The sequence below is a fragment of the Rhodanobacter sp. FW106-PBR-R2A-2-24 genome (assembly GCF_058789615.1).
Genome location: NZ_JBYTBV010000001.1, coordinates 51,090 through 67,624 on the forward strand (window position 1 = coordinate 51,090; position 16,535 = coordinate 67,624).

The window sequence follows — 16,535 nt, forward strand, 5'->3', positions numbered from 1 at the left end:
TCCTTGGAAGCTTGGCCACCGCGGCGGTACGCGGCCAGTTTTTCACGTATCAGGGGTCCGCCCGGGATTTCGTCCCGCGGCCATCGTCGTTTCGCCTGCGCAGCAGGGCAACAGCATTGCTGCCGGCCTGCGATCGGCGGGTGTACGCGCTGACCATCTCGGCGCTCTTCCAGTTGCCTGCGTTCTGAATTTGGGCAGTCGTCGCGCCGTTGTTAATCAGGTCGTTAGCAGTCCCGATGCGCGTGGAGTGCCCGGAGATCGCCGCAGCATGCTCCAGGCCCGCGGCTTGGGCGCGGCGGCGGAAGATCCGCGCGACCTCGCGCGGCTTCAACGCGACAATCGGCGCCAGCTCCCCCGGCGTGCCCGCGTCGTGCCCCTGGCGTGGGCGGCCGCCGATCGGGCGGAAGAGTAGTCCGTCCTCGATGCCGGCGGCCGCCTGCCAGGCGCGCACGCGCGCCATGGTGGCGGCGTGGACGTAACGGTAGTCGGCCTCTTCGCCATCCTGGTTGGTCTTGGAGAACGGCACCCACAACGTCCAGCTGCCGGTGGCGCGTTGCGGTAGGAAGTGTTCCACGCACACGGATACCAACTCGGATTCGCGCAGCAGGGTGTCGGAGGCCAGCGCGAGAAGGGCCGCATCGCGGAGATCGTGCAGGCCATCGCCAAGGGAGGCCAGCACGGTCGCCACGTCGTCCTTGCCCAGCGCGCCGGCCTGCTTCTTGAGGTTGCCGTTGTCGGGACGCCCGAGCGCGTCCTTGCGGCGCGACAGGGCCTTGCCGAGCGCCGCCCACTTCGGACCCCACAGCGGGTTCTTGGCCGGGTTCGGGAGACCGGCTGCTTCGTGAATCAGGCCCACGGTGTAGACGTAACGCTTGAGTGTCGTGCGCTTGCGGCCACGCTGCGCCGCGTTCGTCAGGAAGGCTTCCAACTGGTCGGGCGACGCCGGCAGCGGGGGATGGCGCGTGCCGTCACACCAGGCGATGTACTGTCCCCAGTCGGCGCGCACGGCCTTGAGCGTCGCGTCGGCCTGGCCGCGGGCAAATTCGCGCGCCCAGCGGGTCAGGCGATCGAGGACGTCCTCGGCATCGGCCGCTGCCGTCGTCGCCACCGGCCCGACCGGCTCGACGCGCTGCAGGCCGTGCAGCGCGTCCACCACCAGGAGTGTCTGGCCTACGTCGGTCATATCGCACCCGGCGGCGGCGTGCCGCCGGAGGTACCGGGGTCATTCAGCCAGACCATCTGGTCCTGAGCCAGGACACTGCGGATCAACTGGTGCCCGGCCGGTGTGTCGAGGCGCACCAGATCGTCCACGGCGGCCCACTGGGGTGTGGGGCACGGCGGGACATAGAGCACGTACGCCAGATCGGCATCGGCCTGACGGGAGCGCCAGGAGATGCCGGGCAACTCCACGGCGGGATCAGCCGCGCGGCATTGCAGCTGCGCGAGGCCGGCCATGACGTGGGTCGTCTCGTAGATGGCCGTGGTCAGGTGGTGGTCCCACTCGCTGTTGAGGCGGTGGTTGTTGAAGGCGATCACGTGCCGCCGCGCGGCCGGCTCCAGACGCAGAACAGCGCCCGGTTTGAGCAGTTTCACGGACTGCACGGCGTACTTGGCCAGGACGCGCAGGTCGAGGAACACGCCGCCCTCGTCGTCAGGATCGACGTCCCGCAGCACGGTTTCCCACATCGCGGCGCGCAGGGTCTCGGCGATGTACCACGACGCGGCGTGTGTGGCGCCGCGCGGGTTGTCTTGCTTGAGGGACAGCCGACCGGAAGCGTTGGGGTTGGCGCTCAGGACGTCGCCATAGGCCGGTTCAAACACGCGAATGTACGTGCGCGCGACCAGGGGTAGCAGCTTGACGCGATCCAGGACGTTATGGGCCACGCCAATTCCCCTCGGCATCCGTGTCGGGGCGGGCGGCTGCCGCCGCCTTCTTGGCGAGCGCGATCACGGCGGCAGGATCCTCCGCAAACACCTCGGCCGGTGTCCGTGCACGTTGGGCCTCAGGATCCGCGTAGGCCTCCCGAAGCGTCCTCAAGGAGTCGAAGGCGCCCTCCGGATCGTCCTGCAAGGCGGAGCCTTGGCCGTCCGGATACGTCCCGGCGAAGGCGAGGGCGGCTCGACTCAGCGAGCGGAACGGCTGGTAGAGCCAGTACGCCCGTCGCCAGCCGTTGGCGTCGGCCTCGGCGGTCCAGTCGGGATGCTCGCCCAGCGCCGCCAGCAGCGTCTTGACCTCCGAGCGTAGCCGACCGTCCCTCTCGAACTGGAAGTCCGGATGGCGAAAGGTGCGCGCCGCGCCGTCCCACACGCCCAGCAGTTGCCCGGCATCGCGCTTGTCTTTGGCCCATTGCCCGGGGTTACGCGACTGGCTGCCGGCGCGCGCGGCGACCTCGGCGGACGTCGGCCAGCCCAGGGCCAGCAGGCTCGCGCGGCGCGCCTCCGCAGGGTCGGTCTGAATGACCACCGTCGGGCCGCTGACGCTTGTGGCCACCTCAACAGGTGGCGGCGTGATTACCACGTCCCGATCCAGTGTGTCGCGCAGCCCCTGCCAGACGACCGCGAGCGGCTCGTCTGTGCGGCTGCGCAGCAGCTCGATGAGCACGCCGGTTTCGTCCGCGGGGCGCTCGGGCAGGTGCATCTCCGCCCACGCCAGGGCGTGCGCTTCGTAGTCCTGGCTCGGTACCGCGCGGACCCGGCGGCCCTGACGCTCGTAAACGAAGTACAGGTGCCGGGCGGAGGGGTTGATGTCCCAGTAGCCCTCGATCACACGACGGGCGTGCGCGTGCACGTTGCGCGTGACCAGGCGGTCGGCGATACCTTGCAGCTGCTGGATCACTGCGGAGGTCAGGCGCCCGGCGCGCCAGAGCACGCGCATCGTCGTGCTTTCGGGAACCTCGGCGCCGCCAGTCAGTTCGTCCAGGGCACCACGGTCATAGCTCACGCCACCGCGCGCAGCGACTTCCATCGCCACCCACGACTCGCGTTCGGCCGCCTGGGTTGTCATTTCGTTCTCCGTGCCGGCCAACGTACCGGCTCGGCTCAGAGTATGCGCCCATCTTATCCACCTTACAACATCCCCATTGGGCAATAACTGTAATTATTGCTCATTTAGGGGCGGATGATATGCTGCGAGCATACGGGCGCCGTATCTGGTAGCTTGTAGCGAACGCCATGATGCGATAAAACGTGATCATACGCCACGATATGCTGCACAAACCACGATGACCAGCAACTCGAAAACACGAACCGCCGACCTTGAGCGCGCCCAGCCGTGGGTGGACGCTGTCGCTGAAGCGCGGCCGGCCACCATCCTCGAGCACGAGCCCCTCACGAATGCCGAGCAAATCGCCGCGGTGCTGGCGGGACTCGCCGCCAGTGGGGTGGCTAGCGCCGATGCTGGCGGAAGCCCAGCCACCGGCGATGTCCTGTTCGGGCGAGACGTCGCTGAAGGCGGGCGCATGGGCGCGCTGAGCGATGTTCGCGTGCAAACCCAGACCGGCGCCCTGCACTTCAAAATCGGCGACACGCAACTAGCGGTGGCCCAGCCGACACTGACATTCATCCGGCACGCTCACGGCCTGCTCGACTCGGTGTTCCTGTTGTCGGCCACGCCCTTGAGTGACTCGGCGCTGGCATGGCGCAGCGGGATCCTCGGTGGTGGCGCACTTTACGTCGCTATCGGCTGCCCGCTGGGTCGCGGCCTCCACGAGGCACACCCGAGCCTAGCCATGCGCCCTTCCCTCATGCTGCCGCTGTACCTGCGTACGCGCTTCGCGAAAGCCGATGCGGACGCCGAAACGGAATCGCGCCGCGTGATGGAAGCCAAGGCCCGCGACACGCTGAAGGCGGAGTACGCACGGGCCAACCCCGATCGGACCACCCTCACGGATGCCGCGGTCGACGACATCGCCTGGCGGGCGCTGCAGCTGGGCGTACAGCCCACGATGGAGCTGATTCGCGACGTCGCCGGCGGCGGCTCGCCGACGCACATTCACCCATTACTCAAGCGCTTCTACGCAGGCCTCCTCGACAACCATTTCATCCCTGCGCCACCCTCAGACGTACCGCGCGAGGCACAGGAGATGTGGGAACGCGTGCTCGAAATCGCGCGCCGTGAAGCCTCGCTGCAGCAGCGTGCCGAGCAGACCGCGCTGGAAGATGCTCGCCAGGCCCAAAATGCGGCTGTCGCTGCCCGGGAAGCCGACCTCGCCGCTGCGCAGGCCGAACTGGCGCGCCAGCGCGAGCAGCTCGCCGCGGCCGCCGAGGAGCGCAATCGCGCCTTGACGCGCCTGGAGTCCGACCTGGCACGCGCCCGGGAGCATATTGAGTCCCTGACGCACGTCGAGCGAGGCCAAGCCCAAGATATCGCGCGACTGACCGCAGAGCGCGACACACTGCGCGAGCAAGCCCTCGCAGCCACCACCCACGGCACAGCCCTCGCCACCCGCCTCGAGCAGCTGCAGGCCGACCGCGCCGCCCTCGCCGAGACGCTGGCCGCCGAGCGCCTCTCGGCGACCCGGGCCGCCGCCGCCGCCGCCGCCGAGACCGCCGAAGTGACCCAGCGGCTCGCGGTGGTGACGGCAGACCGCGAGCACCGGAAGGTCGCGATGGAGGATCTCTCCACGCAGCTGGCGGACACCCGTCAGCGCCTTGACGAACGCGAACGCCAACTAAGGGACCTGCAACATCGCCTGCACGCGCAAGCCGACGCGCAAGCCCTCGCGCAGCGGATGGTTGCAGACTCAAATGCTCGCCTGGCCGAATTGGGCGAGACGGCCGCGAGCCAGCGCGCGCAGCTTGAGCGGGCCAATGCGGACCTTACCGCTGTCACCCGAGAACGCGACCGCCTGGACACGCTGGTGCGCACGCTCCACGGCACCCCACCCCGCCAGTCCGATCCAGCCGGCGCCAAGAGCAAGAGAACCTGAAGGCCCACGCCCCTCCACCCGGAATCGGAGCCCCCTGATCCGAACGGGCGCCTCAATGTCGAACCGAAGGCTGCCAGACGGGTCGAGTCCCAGAGTGCGACCGCGCGAAGCACAGTGCTGCTTGCGGGTACCCTATCATCGCATACACCGCGCGGCAGGACGTCACCATGGGAGCGCCATCGCGATGGTCGAACCGAACAACCTAATTCAGATGGCCCGCGATCTCTATCAGGAATGCGAACGCCTGGCCACCGACGTATCCGCCGGAGCGGCTGCGATGGAGTCCGTTACGGTCCGCGCACGCGAGTTGGGCTGTTGCTGGATGCGGGCTGCGCCAGGCGAGCGCCCCGCTCAGAACGAGGTCATTGCACTATTTGGCATCTGGTTCGACCTCGAGATCGCGTTCTTGGCGGGCGCGACGGACGTCGTGAACCACCACGCAAACGAGCGCCGCATGGAAGAGCTCGACTACGAAACGACCGGTGACGTGGTGGCGCAGATCAAGGACGGACTTCTGGCGGTCGTACCGGAATTGGCCGGTTGGTGCGACCGGCACCAACGAACGGAGCACCTCCTCGGTGACTGGCTCTACCTCTGTGCGGTCGGCGACGCATTGATCGAGGCCGTCACCTTCGTCGCATCTGAGGATGCGGACATCGCGCGCGACGAAAACGGGCCGTTTGAGCTGCGGCTGCCAACCCGCGCCCTCGTCATTACCAACGAGTCCCTGTTCGGGGCGATCAGTGAAGCCCGGGAACGCATTTCGCAAAACACTGCAGAACACCCAGGCCGCGCCCACCACCGATGCGGCCAATGAGAGGCGGCGGCAACGAAATGAACCACGGCTATTAGTGGGAGGTTACCGCCTTCATGGCGTTGCCTTCCAACTGTGGAGGCTGAAGGAAGCTCGGAAGCTCCATCACTACGGGACCGTTAGCCCGCAAGCGGCAACTTATGCGCCGATTGAACCTGCCGAACGATCCGCTCAAACTTGCGAGACCCAGGTGGGCATCGACCCGGAAGACACTATTTCCAGTAGCAGGAAAGGCAGCAAGCATGAGCTCGGAATACGCGAAGCTTGACGAAATACAGGGTGTGTCGTTTGGCGAAGCCGATCCCTATGGCGAGGCCGTGCTGGTCAATTTCCACGTCCGAGCCAATGCAACGTTTGGCGGAAAGGAAGGCAGTCGCGCTAACGTTATGCTTCCTCTTGAACTGCTCCAGGCGCTGACGGACGGCCTGCCTGGACTCATCAATGCGATGAGGGATAAGGGCGCTGATCGCGACGTGTTGCCACCGCCGGCCGTACCGTTGCCTCCGTGGAACGCTGGCCCACGATGGAACCCGGAGGTAGCCTTACCCCACCTATGCACAGCATTCGACACGCCCGACATTTCCCGAGAGCTTGGCGCCGTCGTGGTGGTCATGGCGGTATGCACGCCTGGAAGACACGCGTCGACCGACGACTCCGACAGCGCCGAGTACCTGATGGGATGGCGCGCGCTGTTGGGCCTCCAGGAAGCGCTCCCTAAGGTAGTGCGCAAGCTAGAGCAGCGCGCAGCCAGCAGAATGGCGCGTCGTCACTAACTCCCCCCTACTTCGAACGTGCGCAGCACGCATGGCCAGGGTGGCGCAGAGCGGCGCCCGTAGGGCTGCACCGCATCGGCGTCAAATACACCGACAACATGGCCCGCCCGCGCGCAAAAAAAAACCACGGGAAGCGCGAGGCTACCCGTGGTTTGTGGTGGATGTGACGTTCTAGTCCGTGGTTGAGAGCGCGAGGCTGAAGCTGCTGACCACCTTCGCCGCTTTGAAGAGCGGTTCGGAAGTCACCTTCGAGGGATCGATCCCCATCGCGGCGCAGCTGACCTTAAGTGGAACAGCGGGTAGCTGCGCCACTGCCGACGGCGGCTTCCAGGCACCGGTAAAGGACAGTGCAGCAGAGTAGTGCGCGTCACTTTTCATCATGGCTCGCACCTCCTTCCATAGACCGTGCAGTCGACTGGCCATCGTGTACCCGCTCCTGTGATCCGTTCCACAACGCGATCGTGGCCACTTCACTCCCCCTGATGAAAATGCCGCGTGAATCAGGGTTCGGAATAGCCCGTCCGTCCTTGGTGATATCACAGGATTGCGCGAGAAACAAATCGGGGTATGTGCCGTGACGTGACGTCGCCGATCCCGACTTGAAGATTCCGATGACCGTTGAGCCGGACTTCTTCTCGACGACGACCACATGCGGGCCACCGGTCGTCAGCTCCAGGTACAGAGCGTCCCAACCCTCAACGATCGAGGGCAGCGGCGCGAGCAACTGGCGGACGACCTTACGACCACCGAGCCGACGAGCGATCGTCGACACGATGATGTACGGCCACGCGACGACGTTGAACCGAACGGCGAGCGCCGCAAGGTAGTCGTGCACCTGAACCTCATCGTTCCCAGCGAACACCTTCGTGGTCGGTGACCAGAGCAGGACGAACGCTGCGGCCTGGTAGCCGCGGGAACGTGTCGAGCTGAAACTCAACTTGCGGTCACCGTTAGTCGCCTTGGACGCCGACACCGTGACGTGGCCGATAGCCCAACGCATGCGGTCCGCCACCCCCGGCTTGGCGGGCGACAGACTGCAAAACGCCAGCCGGTTAACCACCTTTGCCACAGCGATTGACCGCGGCCGGCAACCCAGCTGACCACCGTCGCCTGCGGCGCTATCCAGCTTCGCCAACAGACTATCCACCGCCGGCACCTCGCTGCCCGGCGCAGGCAGTCTACTGACCGCTGCGGTTTTTCACCCGCCGCATGGATTCGCCCTTCAGATCCAGCTTAACGCTGCTGTGGACGAGCCGATCGAGGATCGCGTCGGCCATTGCTGGATCGTTTATGTAGGAGTGCCAATCCTTGACGGGCATTTGACCCAGGATGATGGTGGCGCCGCTGCCCACCCGATCATCCAGCACTTCGAGCAGATCCGAGCGCCCGCGATTCGTCAGCGCGGTCAACCCGAAGTCGTCGAGGATCAGCAGTTGCGCCTTGCTGAGCTGGTTGCGCTGTCGCGCGATGGTTCCGTCCTCGTGCCCGATGGCCATCTCTTCCAGCAGCCGGGCGGTTCGGCGGTACGCAACCGTGAAACCCAAGCGCGCGGCCTGGACGCCGAGGGCGCAGCCGAGCCAAGTCTTGCCAGTGCCGGTGGCGCCGGTGATGAGCACATTCCGGTGTGCGCCGATCCAGAAGCCGGTCAGCAGATCCGCCATCACGGCTTTGTCCAAACCACGCCCCGGCCGATAGTCGATCTCCTCGGGTGCGGCGATGACCTTGAGCTTGGCGTTCTTCAGAAGGCGCTGATAGCGTTGGTTGTCACGTTGCGCTTTTTCGGCCTCGACCAGCATTTGTACGCGCTGCTCGAAAGCCACGCTGGCGAACACGGTATCGCTCATCTGGTGGGCGAACGCCTCGGCCATGCCGGCGAGGTGCAAGTCGCGCAGTTGCTCGATGGTTTGCAGGTGTGACATGAGGTATCCCCTATTCGTAGTCGGTGGCGCCGCGCACGTTCTGGTGCGGTGCGATGGGGTCGTTGGCCGCCGCGTCGTCTTGCAGCGGTGTGTTCTCGATGCCGCGCGACAACATCGAGCGGACGGAGGTGATGGTGATCGCGCGCATGCGCAGGGCCCGCGCGCAGGCTCGGTCGAGCCGTTCCGTGCCGAAGTCTCGGGCCAGCCGTTTGAGCCCGCGGAAGGCCTGCATCGAGGCGGCAGCGGAATGGGCTTGCTGGTGTTGCTGCATGAACTGGTGGACAGACGGCCCGACGGTTTCCGCCCAGGCGACGAGCTCTGCCATCTGCTCTTCACCGTACAGCCGGTGCGCAGGCGGTTGGTGCTCCTTCTTGATGAACACGCCATCGACACCGAACGAACGGCGATGCGTGGCCACCAACTGCCCGCGGTGATACGCCTCGACCGTGGTCGTCGTGACCCGCAGATTGACCTTGCGCGCCACCAGGCTGAAAGGCACTGAGTAGTAGTTGCGCTCCCAGACGACGCAGTAATCCTGCGGAACCGTGACGCCAATCTTCCACTCGGCATACTCGTAGGGCTGCACCGGCAGCGCGCGCATCGCTGGCCGATCCAGCTCCTCGAACAACTCGTTTCGGCTCATGCCGCCACGCGTGCGCATTCCTTTGCTGTTGAGGCGTACCAACAGCTCGTCGATTGCCTGGTTGAGTTCGGGGAGCGAAAAGAACGTGCGGTTCCGCAGCCGCGCAAGGATCCACATCTGGGCCAGGCGAACACCACCTTCGACGGCCGCCTTGTCCCGCGGCTTGCGCGCGCGGGTGGGCATCACCGTCAGGTTGTAGTGGTCGGCAAAGGCCTGGTAGGTGGGGTTGATGTAGTGGCCATCCTTGCGGGAGATGCTGACCACGGCGGACTTGAGGTTATCGGGGACGAGGTAGAGCGGGACGGCACTGAAGAACGCCAACGCGTGCACATGCGCATCGATCCAGTCGGGCAACTGCTGCGTCGCCGTGCAATAGGCAAAGGTCTTGCGGCTGGAGCCCAGGACGCCGACCCACAATTCCGCCGGCGTCTTCACGCCGGTGTCGGGATTTGTGATCGAGGGGCGCTTGCCCGAGTAGTCGACGAAGAGTTCTTCGCCCGGGCGTCGCACCTGGCGCATGACCACGCCGAGCGTGCGCTTGTAGCGGTCGTGGCGTCGCCGGAATTCCCGATCGGACATGGGCTCGGTGTCGAGTGAGGAGGCGTATTCCTCATACAGCAGCGTGATCGTCACCCCGGGGCGGGAAAGCTCCTGATGGACGTGAGACCAGTCCGGTTCCACGAACTTCTTTCGTATCCGCTCACGGCCGTTGTTGAGGCGCGCATCGAGCGCTTCTTCGGAAAGTTCGCTCACACGTTCCCAGGTCAGCCCTTCTTCTCGCAGGCGGTCGCGGTAGCGGCCGGCGGTGTGATGGTGCACATGGCAGATCTGTCCGACCTTGCGGTTGGACAGGTCGGTGATCAGCAATAGCCGGCATAAGCTCTTCAGAACCATGTCAAATTCTCATGCGGAGGGGATCGGGCGAGCGCTGCCGTCCGTCGCGCCGCCGTTCAGGGCGGCGCGGTTGACAGGATCGGCGGGGGCGCATGAGAATGCGTACGTCGGTGGTCACTCGACAATGGCAATCTCAAAGGGCTGGCGTTTGCAGACGCTGGCCCTTTTTGCGCTCGCGGTTCGGGGTGGGTTAACCGATGGCGGTTCCGGGCGAGGCGTTTCCTGTGGGCGAAGGCGGGGCGGCGCGCTGGAGCACCGGGTAGCGATCCGGCCAGAGCTGATCGGGTGTCGTCGAGAGCGTGGTCGCGATCTGTGCCTCTATACGCTGCGAGCGCCGATATCCTTGGCTCACCGAGGTGACAGTCGTCGGCTGCACGCCGAGTTCTCTCGCCACTTGCGCCAATGAACTGCCCGCCTGCCGCAGGCGTGCCTTGATCCGTTCATGGCGTTTCCTTTCGTGGCGCAAGTCGTTACCCTCTACGGCATGTATGAGACTCAATATAGGCATATATGAGTAGCATTGCAACGCCAGAACAAAACGCTGCTATGGGTCAACGACTGGTAGCTGTGCGGGCCAGCACCGGCCTGAGCCAAGGCGCCTTCGCCGATACCCTGGGATTGTCACTGCGTGCGTATGCCAACTACGAGCGCGGCGAACGTGAGATGCCGGTCGCGTTGTTTCGTGCCTTGTACGAGACCTACGGTATCGATCCGGTCTGGCTACTGGCTGGTCCCGGTGAACAGCCGATCAAAGCGGCCACGCGCACGATGGACTTCGCGCTCGTCGATCAGATCATCCGATGCGTTGATACCGAGCTAGCCACATTGAGCAAGAAGCTCAAGCCAGCCATGCGTTTGCGGATACTGAAGGCTGCCTATGCTCTGAGTACCGAGAAGGGGCGTGTGGAGCCGGGACAGGTGAAGGAACTACTCGCCATCGCGGTGCGCCGATGAACGAACGACCCGAGCAAGATGGGCACTCGTACCGTTCCGTCATTCTTTTTCCCAGGAGTAGTTCGTCCATGAAAGAGCACGACATCAAGTGGAACCAATTGAAGTCCGAGTTGGTGGATGCCGTCCGCGAAGGCGCGGCGGATGCGGAGGTGCTCTCGCTGGAGGCTCGTGACCGCTTGGCACAGGAAGAAGAACGGGCCTTCCGTACGCGCTTCCGATGTGATCGGCCTCAACTGGATCGGCAAAACCTGATCCGTCTGAAGCATGAAGCCGACCTCACGGATCGGGAAATACGCCTGCTACTGTTTACACACTCGCTTCGTTTTGGCAGCGAAAGCGTGCACTTTGCGGCATCCCTGCGCGGCTTGGCCTTGTTCGGCCGTATCGTCATGGGCTTCCTGGGATTCGAATTGCTTGAGGCATGGTACCTGGCCTCGCATTCGCCGCTGCCCGTACCGGTTTTGCTGCTTCGTCTCGTCGGCGTCATGGCCATGATGCTGGCGATGGGCTGGGGTGTGCAGCAGATCTACCTTAGGCCGCGACAGATTCAGTGCCGTGTATCTGTGCGGTGCGGCGGGGCTACGGACGAGGGCTTGTGGCGTCGCCTATGGCGTTGCCGATGAGGCACTGAGGTCGATGAGACGATAGCAGGACAGTTCATCTCGGCGCAAGATCTTGCTTGTTGACGTCTATGCGCAGGCGAAGAGATAGTGCGTGTGATCGCCTGCCGCGATGCGGCTCATGGCGACATCATCGAATCAGGGCCTGGGGAGTCGCTGATGTCAGGGAAGACAAGGGGCATGAAATCGTTCCGTAGCCCGGTCAAGACTACAGGTCTTGAGGTTTGTGGACGCCATTGGCGCAAGGTGACCACAGGTCTGGCGCTCACCTTGTTGCTTTTGCTCAACCGCGCTGCACGCGCGGCGGATGGCAAACCTTTGCAGCCCATTTGCAGTGCTGATCGTTGTGGCCTGCTCGTCGACGGCGCTTATCCTCACCTGGTCATTGGCCGGCTCGCGAGCGTGGGCACGCCGGCGGACATGAACCAGGTTTTCCACTGGGCCAAGTCGCACGGCTACTGGAAAAGCCTGCCCGTTTCGATAACACCCTACCTGCACGATGTGCAGATGGTGACGATCAACGTGCCCAAGGGAACAACCAACCAGTCGTTAACGCTCTTCATGCTGCGCACCGAATTCACCGCCGCGCCGTATCACGTGGGCGATCTGGTGCGTTACGCCCCGCACGACGCCGCGCACGACGAAGCCGCCACCGGCAGTGCCGACGACCTCACGCTCTTCCACGATCTGACCGGTTGCGTGGCAGTGCTTTGCCAGAAAGGCGATGGCGCCTGTTTGGCGCGCTACCGGCAAGGTGCGTTTCGTCACACCGACGGCCAGCAGGTCAGCACCACCTCGGGGCGGCCTGTTTCTCCCAGCACACGCATCGATCCGATTTCGCTTCTCCCCCTTCACTGATTCAACGGCGTTGGTTCACCGAACGTCGCTCGCATGGATAGAGAGAACCTTATGAAGACGCTGAGCAAGCTACTTTTAACGATGATCCTGGTCATTACCACGATGCAAGCGTGGGCTGGCGTCACACAGGCCAACGATCCCAATGCCAACGCGCCGTGCGACAGCGCCGACAGCAATAGCTGCGGGTCTGCCCATGGCATGCCGGTGTACTCCTTCAAATCGCTGCTCGCTGGCCTCAACATCCGCGATACACCGATTGGCTACACCCCGCCGCTGGGACCGACGGTGGAGACCACGATTGCCTACAACGAGCGCGAAGCCGACCAGCCGGTAGTGTTCGATACCTTCAGCGTCGGGCAGAAGTGGACGCTCAACTGGATCAGCTGGATCCAGGATGATCCGAGCAACCCAGGCAGTCAGGTGCTGCGCTATGTCTCGGGCGGCGGCGGCTGGCCCTACAGTGGATACAACGCAACCACCGGTGCGTTTTCGCCCGAACCGGACAACGGCGCGGTGTTGGTCATGACCTCCAGCAACCCGGTCAGCTACGAACTGCGCTACGCCGATGGCAGCAAGGACGTCTTCGCCATGCCGGACGGCGCGACTACCTACCCGCGCAAGGTGCTCCTCACCCGGATCGTCGATGCGCAGGGCAATGCCCTCACGCTAAGTTACGACAACCAGCATCGCCTAGTCACAGTGACCGACGCGATCGGCCAGCAGACCACCTTCACCTACGGCAACAGCACCGCGCCCCTGCTCGTCACCGGCATTGCCGATCCGTTCGGTCGCCACGCAACCCTGGCCTACGACAGTCAAGGGCGTCTAGTGTCGATCACCGACGCGATCGGCATGACCTCCACCTTCACCTACGACAGCGCCCTGTTCGTGCAGGCGATGACAACGCCCTACGGCACCACCACCTTCGCACACACCGAAGGCGCCAACGGCAATGCCACGGAGTTGTCGATCCAGGCGACCGATCCCGCCGGGCATACCGAGCGCACCGAATACATGCCCGGTGCGCCCGGTGCACCTTTCAGCGTGTCGCAGGCGCCGAGCGGCATGAATACCTTCAATGCCTACCTCAACTACCGCGACTCGTATTACTGGGACAAGAATGCGTTCGCGGCGGCCTGCACGGTGAGCAATGGCACGACCAGCTGCGACTACAGCAAAGCGCGCATGAAGCACTTCCTGCACGCCTATCCGTGCTGCTACTACACCTCGCGCGTGCTGGAGAACGTCAAGTATCCGCTGGAAGGCATGATCTGGTACGACTATGCCGGCCAGCCGGGGCCGTACTATCCCGGCACGCTGAACCTGCCCAGTGACGTGGGTCGGGTGCTGGATGACGGCAGCAGTCAGGTCACTCACTACACCTACAACGCGTACGGCAAGGTCACGTCCAAGATCGACCCCGATGGCCGCGAAACCACCTATACGTACGCACCCAACGGCGTTGACCAGATCCAGGTGCAGCAGAAGACCGCGAGCGGTTTCGATACGCTGGCGAGCGCCACCTACAACGGCCAGCATCAGCCGCTAACCACGACCGATGCGGCGGGCGGTACCACCACCTACACTTACAACGCCCGCGGCCAACGCACCTCGGCCACCGACCCTCTGGGCAACATGACGCGCTACCAGTACGACAGCAACGGCTACTTGTTGGCCGTCATCGACGCGCTCGGGCATGTGTCGCAGCGGTACACCTACGATGCCGAAGGCCGCGTCGCCACCAGCACTGATGCTGCGGGCTACACGCGCCAGTTCCAGTACGACGCGCTCAATCGCGTAGTATCCGTCAGCTATCCCGACCACACCTCCACCCGGTACACGTGGAACCGCCTAGACCTCGTGGCCGTCACTGACCGCCAGGGCAACACCACCCACTACGGCTACGACGCCGTACGCAACCTCATCGCGGTCACCGACCCGCTGGGCCACGTCACGCAGTGCACCTACTACGCCAACGGCAAGCGCCACACGATGACCGATCCGAACGGGAACGTCACCACGTGGACGCGTGACCTTGAAGGCCGGGTGACCGCCAAGACCTATGCCGATGGCAAGGGCTCGACGTACGCATATGACGGTGTTGGCCGTCTGATTAGCCAGACTGATGCGTTGGGGCAGACCATGGCGTACAGCTATGACCTGGCTGACCTGCTTACTGGAGTGCAGTACCTGCATGCCGTGAACCCCACGGCGGCGGCATCCTACCGCTACGATCCCTACTATTCCCGCCTGACTGGCATGACGGACGGCTTGGGTAACACCGGCTTCAGCTATGTGCCAGCCGGTCAACCTGGCGCCCTCAAACTGGCACAGGAGACGGGGCCGTTCAGTGCGAATGACAGCGCGCAGTATGCCTACGATGCGTTGGGCAGGGTCATTCACCGCACCACGGACGTGACGGTGAGCGATACCTACGATGCGTTGGGTCGGTTGAGCGAAGAAACCAACCCGCTTGGCAACTTCCAATACAGCTACCTCGGCGACACCGACCAGCTGACGTGGCGGGTGCTGATGACGCCCTCCGGCCAGCCCGGCCTTGCGTTGAACATGGAGTACGAGTCCAACCGTGGTGACCGGCAACTGCATCGTCTGATGTACCTGGACGTCAAGGGGCGGCGCCTGGAGGCCTTGCAGGAATATGCTCACAGTCCCGAGCATCTGCTGACAGCCGCCAAACTTGAGTGGCCGCGGCTGCGCGAAGGGAGGGATCACGATGGTGACGGCAATCACGACGATCGGGCCGATACCATTGATGCGGAACAGGCGGTAGCGAACGATTTGCAGCACGACTACGGTCACGATCGCGACGGATGGGGCCATGACGGTCGCGATGACGGGAACAACGAAGATGGTCGTGGTGACAGCGAGCGGTATCGCTACGATGCGGCATACCGACTCACGGATGTGCGCGGTGACGATCGGGATGCCAGCCGCTTCGACTACGACGCGGCCGGCAATCTGCTGAAGGCGGCGGGTGCCTCGTTCTCCCTCACGGCCTCTGCCAACGCGCTGAACCAGCTCAGCACGGTCAACGGCATGTCATGGCAGTACGATGCGGATGGCAATCTGATCAGTGATGGCGTACATCAGTACACATGGGACGCGGCTGGTAGGCTGGTCAGCCAGACCAATACCGCAACCGGTGAAGTCACCCGTTACGGTTACGACGGCTGGGGCCGGCGCTTGATGATCACCCACCAGAACGGCGCTGCCAGCACGCAGGCTCGCTATCTGTGGTGTGGGTCGGCGGTTTGCCAGGTGCGTGATAGCAACGACGTGGTGATGGCGGACTACTTCGACCAGGGTGAAATCCATGGGGTGCAGGCGCTGTACTACGTGCGCGACCAATTAGGCAGTGTGGTTGGTGCGACGGACGCCAACGGCAAAATGCTGGGCACTGCCAAGTACGGTGCGTATGGCGTCACAACACGGGCAAGGGGTATACATCCCGACTACGGGTATGCAGGTATGCTGCATGACCAAGGATCAAGTCTGTTTCTGACGCAGTACCGTGCTTATGATCCAGCCGTAGGCCGCTGGCTCAGTCGCGATCCGATTGGGGAAGAGGGAGGGGAGAACATTTACGCCTACGTAGATGGAGATCCGTTGGGCTCGATCGATCCATTGGGCCTAGCTTCGTCGGGACAGACATGCCAAGCCGCGTGGGCGGCCGCTGGGGCCACATGTGGTGGAGTTCTAGGAGGAGTGCTTGGCGGGGCGGGCGGCGCAGTGGGTGGTGGTGCTGCATGCACGCTGGTTGCGCCTGGTGTAGGTACTGTTGGATGTGGCGTTGCTGGAGGAGAGTCTGGTGGTTCTGCAGGTGCTGCAGGTGGTGCTGTTGCGGGCGGTGCCGTCGGCAATTGGCTTGGCGGAAAAATGTGCAATAAGGCTGATAACTCCTGCCCACCGTGTTCGCCCCAAGTGGGCACGATTGGTTACCGCCTTGATAAAGTTCCCCCAAGCAAACCCCATTACCCTTTCCCGGGTGATCACGTACACCTGTATCGAATGAACCAGAATCCCAATAACTGTCAGTGCTTTTGGTCTGCGATTGGCGTGACAGAGCCGCCGCCGCCACCCGGGGCAGTGCCTCTGTGAGAAAGGGAGGCGG

The 16,535-nt window shown here is 64.0% G+C and carries 15 protein-coding genes; 7 read left to right on the forward strand and 8 right to left on the reverse strand.

Annotated features, from left to right (window positions below; translation table 11 throughout):
- Positions 1 to 49: 49 nt before the first annotated feature.
- From AC3WQA_RS00215 to AC3WQA_RS00225, 3 genes are read right to left on the reverse strand one after another with little or no spacing between them, the layout of a single operon-like run.
- On the reverse strand, positions 50 to 1,183 hold the full coding sequence (locus AC3WQA_RS00215) for a tyrosine-type recombinase/integrase (RefSeq protein ID WP_369487772.1): 1,134 nt from the start codon (positions 1,181 to 1,183) through the stop codon (positions 50 to 52).
- The gene (locus AC3WQA_RS00220) at positions 1,180 to 1,884 is read right to left on the reverse strand and encodes an RES domain-containing protein (RefSeq protein ID WP_369487773.1); all 705 of its coding nucleotides are present in this window, start codon (positions 1,882 to 1,884) and stop codon (positions 1,180 to 1,182) included. Before AC3WQA_RS00220 ends, AC3WQA_RS00215 begins: the two co-directional genes overlap by 4 nt.
- A complete protein-coding gene (locus tag AC3WQA_RS00225) occupies positions 1,874 to 3,004 on the reverse strand; it encodes a hypothetical protein (protein ID WP_369487774.1) in 1,131 nt (376 codons plus the stop codon). The genes AC3WQA_RS00220 and AC3WQA_RS00225 overlap by 11 nt, the downstream gene beginning before the upstream one ends.
- 217 nt (positions 3,005 to 3,221) lie before the next feature.
- On the opposite strand from AC3WQA_RS00225, the gene AC3WQA_RS00230 reads away from it, so the two are divergent.
- The 3 genes from AC3WQA_RS00230 to AC3WQA_RS00240 all read left to right on the forward strand — a co-directional run bounded on the left by AC3WQA_RS00230 (position 3,222) and on the right by AC3WQA_RS00240 (position 6,515).
- Complete coding sequence (locus AC3WQA_RS00230; RefSeq protein WP_369487775.1) at positions 3,222 to 4,928, forward strand: DNA-binding protein; 1,707 nt, start codon at positions 3,222 to 3,224, stop codon at positions 4,926 to 4,928.
- A 184-nt stretch (positions 4,929 to 5,112) separates the two neighbouring features.
- On the forward strand, positions 5,113 to 5,745 hold the full coding sequence (locus AC3WQA_RS00235) for a hypothetical protein (RefSeq protein WP_369487777.1): 633 nt from the start codon (positions 5,113 to 5,115) through the stop codon (positions 5,743 to 5,745).
- A gap of 239 nt (positions 5,746 to 5,984) precedes the next feature.
- Positions 5,985 to 6,515: a hypothetical protein gene (locus AC3WQA_RS00240; protein WP_369487779.1), complete on the forward strand. Its 531-nt coding sequence runs from the start codon at positions 5,985 to 5,987 to the stop codon at positions 6,513 to 6,515.
- A 171-nt stretch (positions 6,516 to 6,686) separates the two neighbouring features.
- On the opposite strand, the gene AC3WQA_RS00245 is transcribed toward AC3WQA_RS00240, so the two are convergent.
- The 5 genes from AC3WQA_RS00245 to AC3WQA_RS00265 form a co-directional block, all read right to left on the reverse strand.
- Positions 6,687 to 6,896 (reverse strand): hypothetical protein, encoded by a 210-nt coding sequence (locus tag AC3WQA_RS00245; protein WP_369487781.1) that lies wholly within the window; start codon positions 6,894 to 6,896, stop codon positions 6,687 to 6,689.
- The gene (locus AC3WQA_RS00250) at positions 6,883 to 7,650 is read right to left on the reverse strand and encodes a DUF6338 family protein (RefSeq protein WP_492673246.1); all 768 of its coding nucleotides are present in this window, start codon (positions 7,648 to 7,650) and stop codon (positions 6,883 to 6,885) included. The genes AC3WQA_RS00245 and AC3WQA_RS00250 overlap by 14 nt, the downstream gene beginning before the upstream one ends.
- Before the next feature lie 43 nt (positions 7,651 to 7,693).
- Positions 7,694 to 8,434, reverse strand: a complete 741-nt coding sequence (istB, locus tag AC3WQA_RS00255) for an IS21-like element helper ATPase IstB (RefSeq protein ID WP_492673247.1) — start codon at positions 8,432 to 8,434, stop codon at positions 7,694 to 7,696.
- Positions 8,435 to 8,444: 10 nt separating this feature from the next.
- Positions 8,445 to 9,971 (reverse strand): IS21 family transposase, encoded by a 1,527-nt coding sequence (istA, locus tag AC3WQA_RS00260; protein WP_492673248.1) that lies wholly within the window; start codon positions 9,969 to 9,971, stop codon positions 8,445 to 8,447.
- A 190-nt stretch (positions 9,972 to 10,161) separates the two neighbouring features.
- Entirely contained in the window at positions 10,162 to 10,479 is a 318-nt protein-coding gene (locus AC3WQA_RS00265) for a helix-turn-helix domain-containing protein (RefSeq protein ID WP_492673249.1), read from the reverse strand.
- Between the two features lie 38 nt (positions 10,480 to 10,517).
- Between AC3WQA_RS00265 and AC3WQA_RS00270 the strand changes: the two genes are divergently transcribed.
- The 4 genes from AC3WQA_RS00270 to AC3WQA_RS00285 all read left to right on the forward strand — a co-directional run bounded on the left by AC3WQA_RS00270 (position 10,518) and on the right by AC3WQA_RS00285 (position 16,522).
- Positions 10,518 to 10,925 (forward strand): helix-turn-helix domain-containing protein, encoded by a 408-nt coding sequence (locus AC3WQA_RS00270; protein ID WP_492673250.1) that lies wholly within the window; start codon positions 10,518 to 10,520, stop codon positions 10,923 to 10,925.
- Between the two features lie 68 nt (positions 10,926 to 10,993).
- Complete coding sequence (locus tag AC3WQA_RS00275; protein ID WP_492673251.1) at positions 10,994 to 11,548, forward strand: hypothetical protein; 555 nt, start codon at positions 10,994 to 10,996, stop codon at positions 11,546 to 11,548.
- Positions 11,549 to 11,725: 177 nt separating this feature from the next.
- Entirely contained in the window at positions 11,726 to 12,403 is a 678-nt protein-coding gene (locus tag AC3WQA_RS00280; protein WP_492673252.1) for a hypothetical protein, read from the forward strand.
- A 51-nt stretch (positions 12,404 to 12,454) separates the two neighbouring features.
- Positions 12,455 to 16,522, forward strand: a complete 4,068-nt coding sequence (locus AC3WQA_RS00285) for an RHS repeat-associated core domain-containing protein (RefSeq protein WP_492673253.1) — start codon at positions 12,455 to 12,457, stop codon at positions 16,520 to 16,522.
- The last annotated feature ends 13 nt before the right edge of the window (positions 16,523 to 16,535 follow it).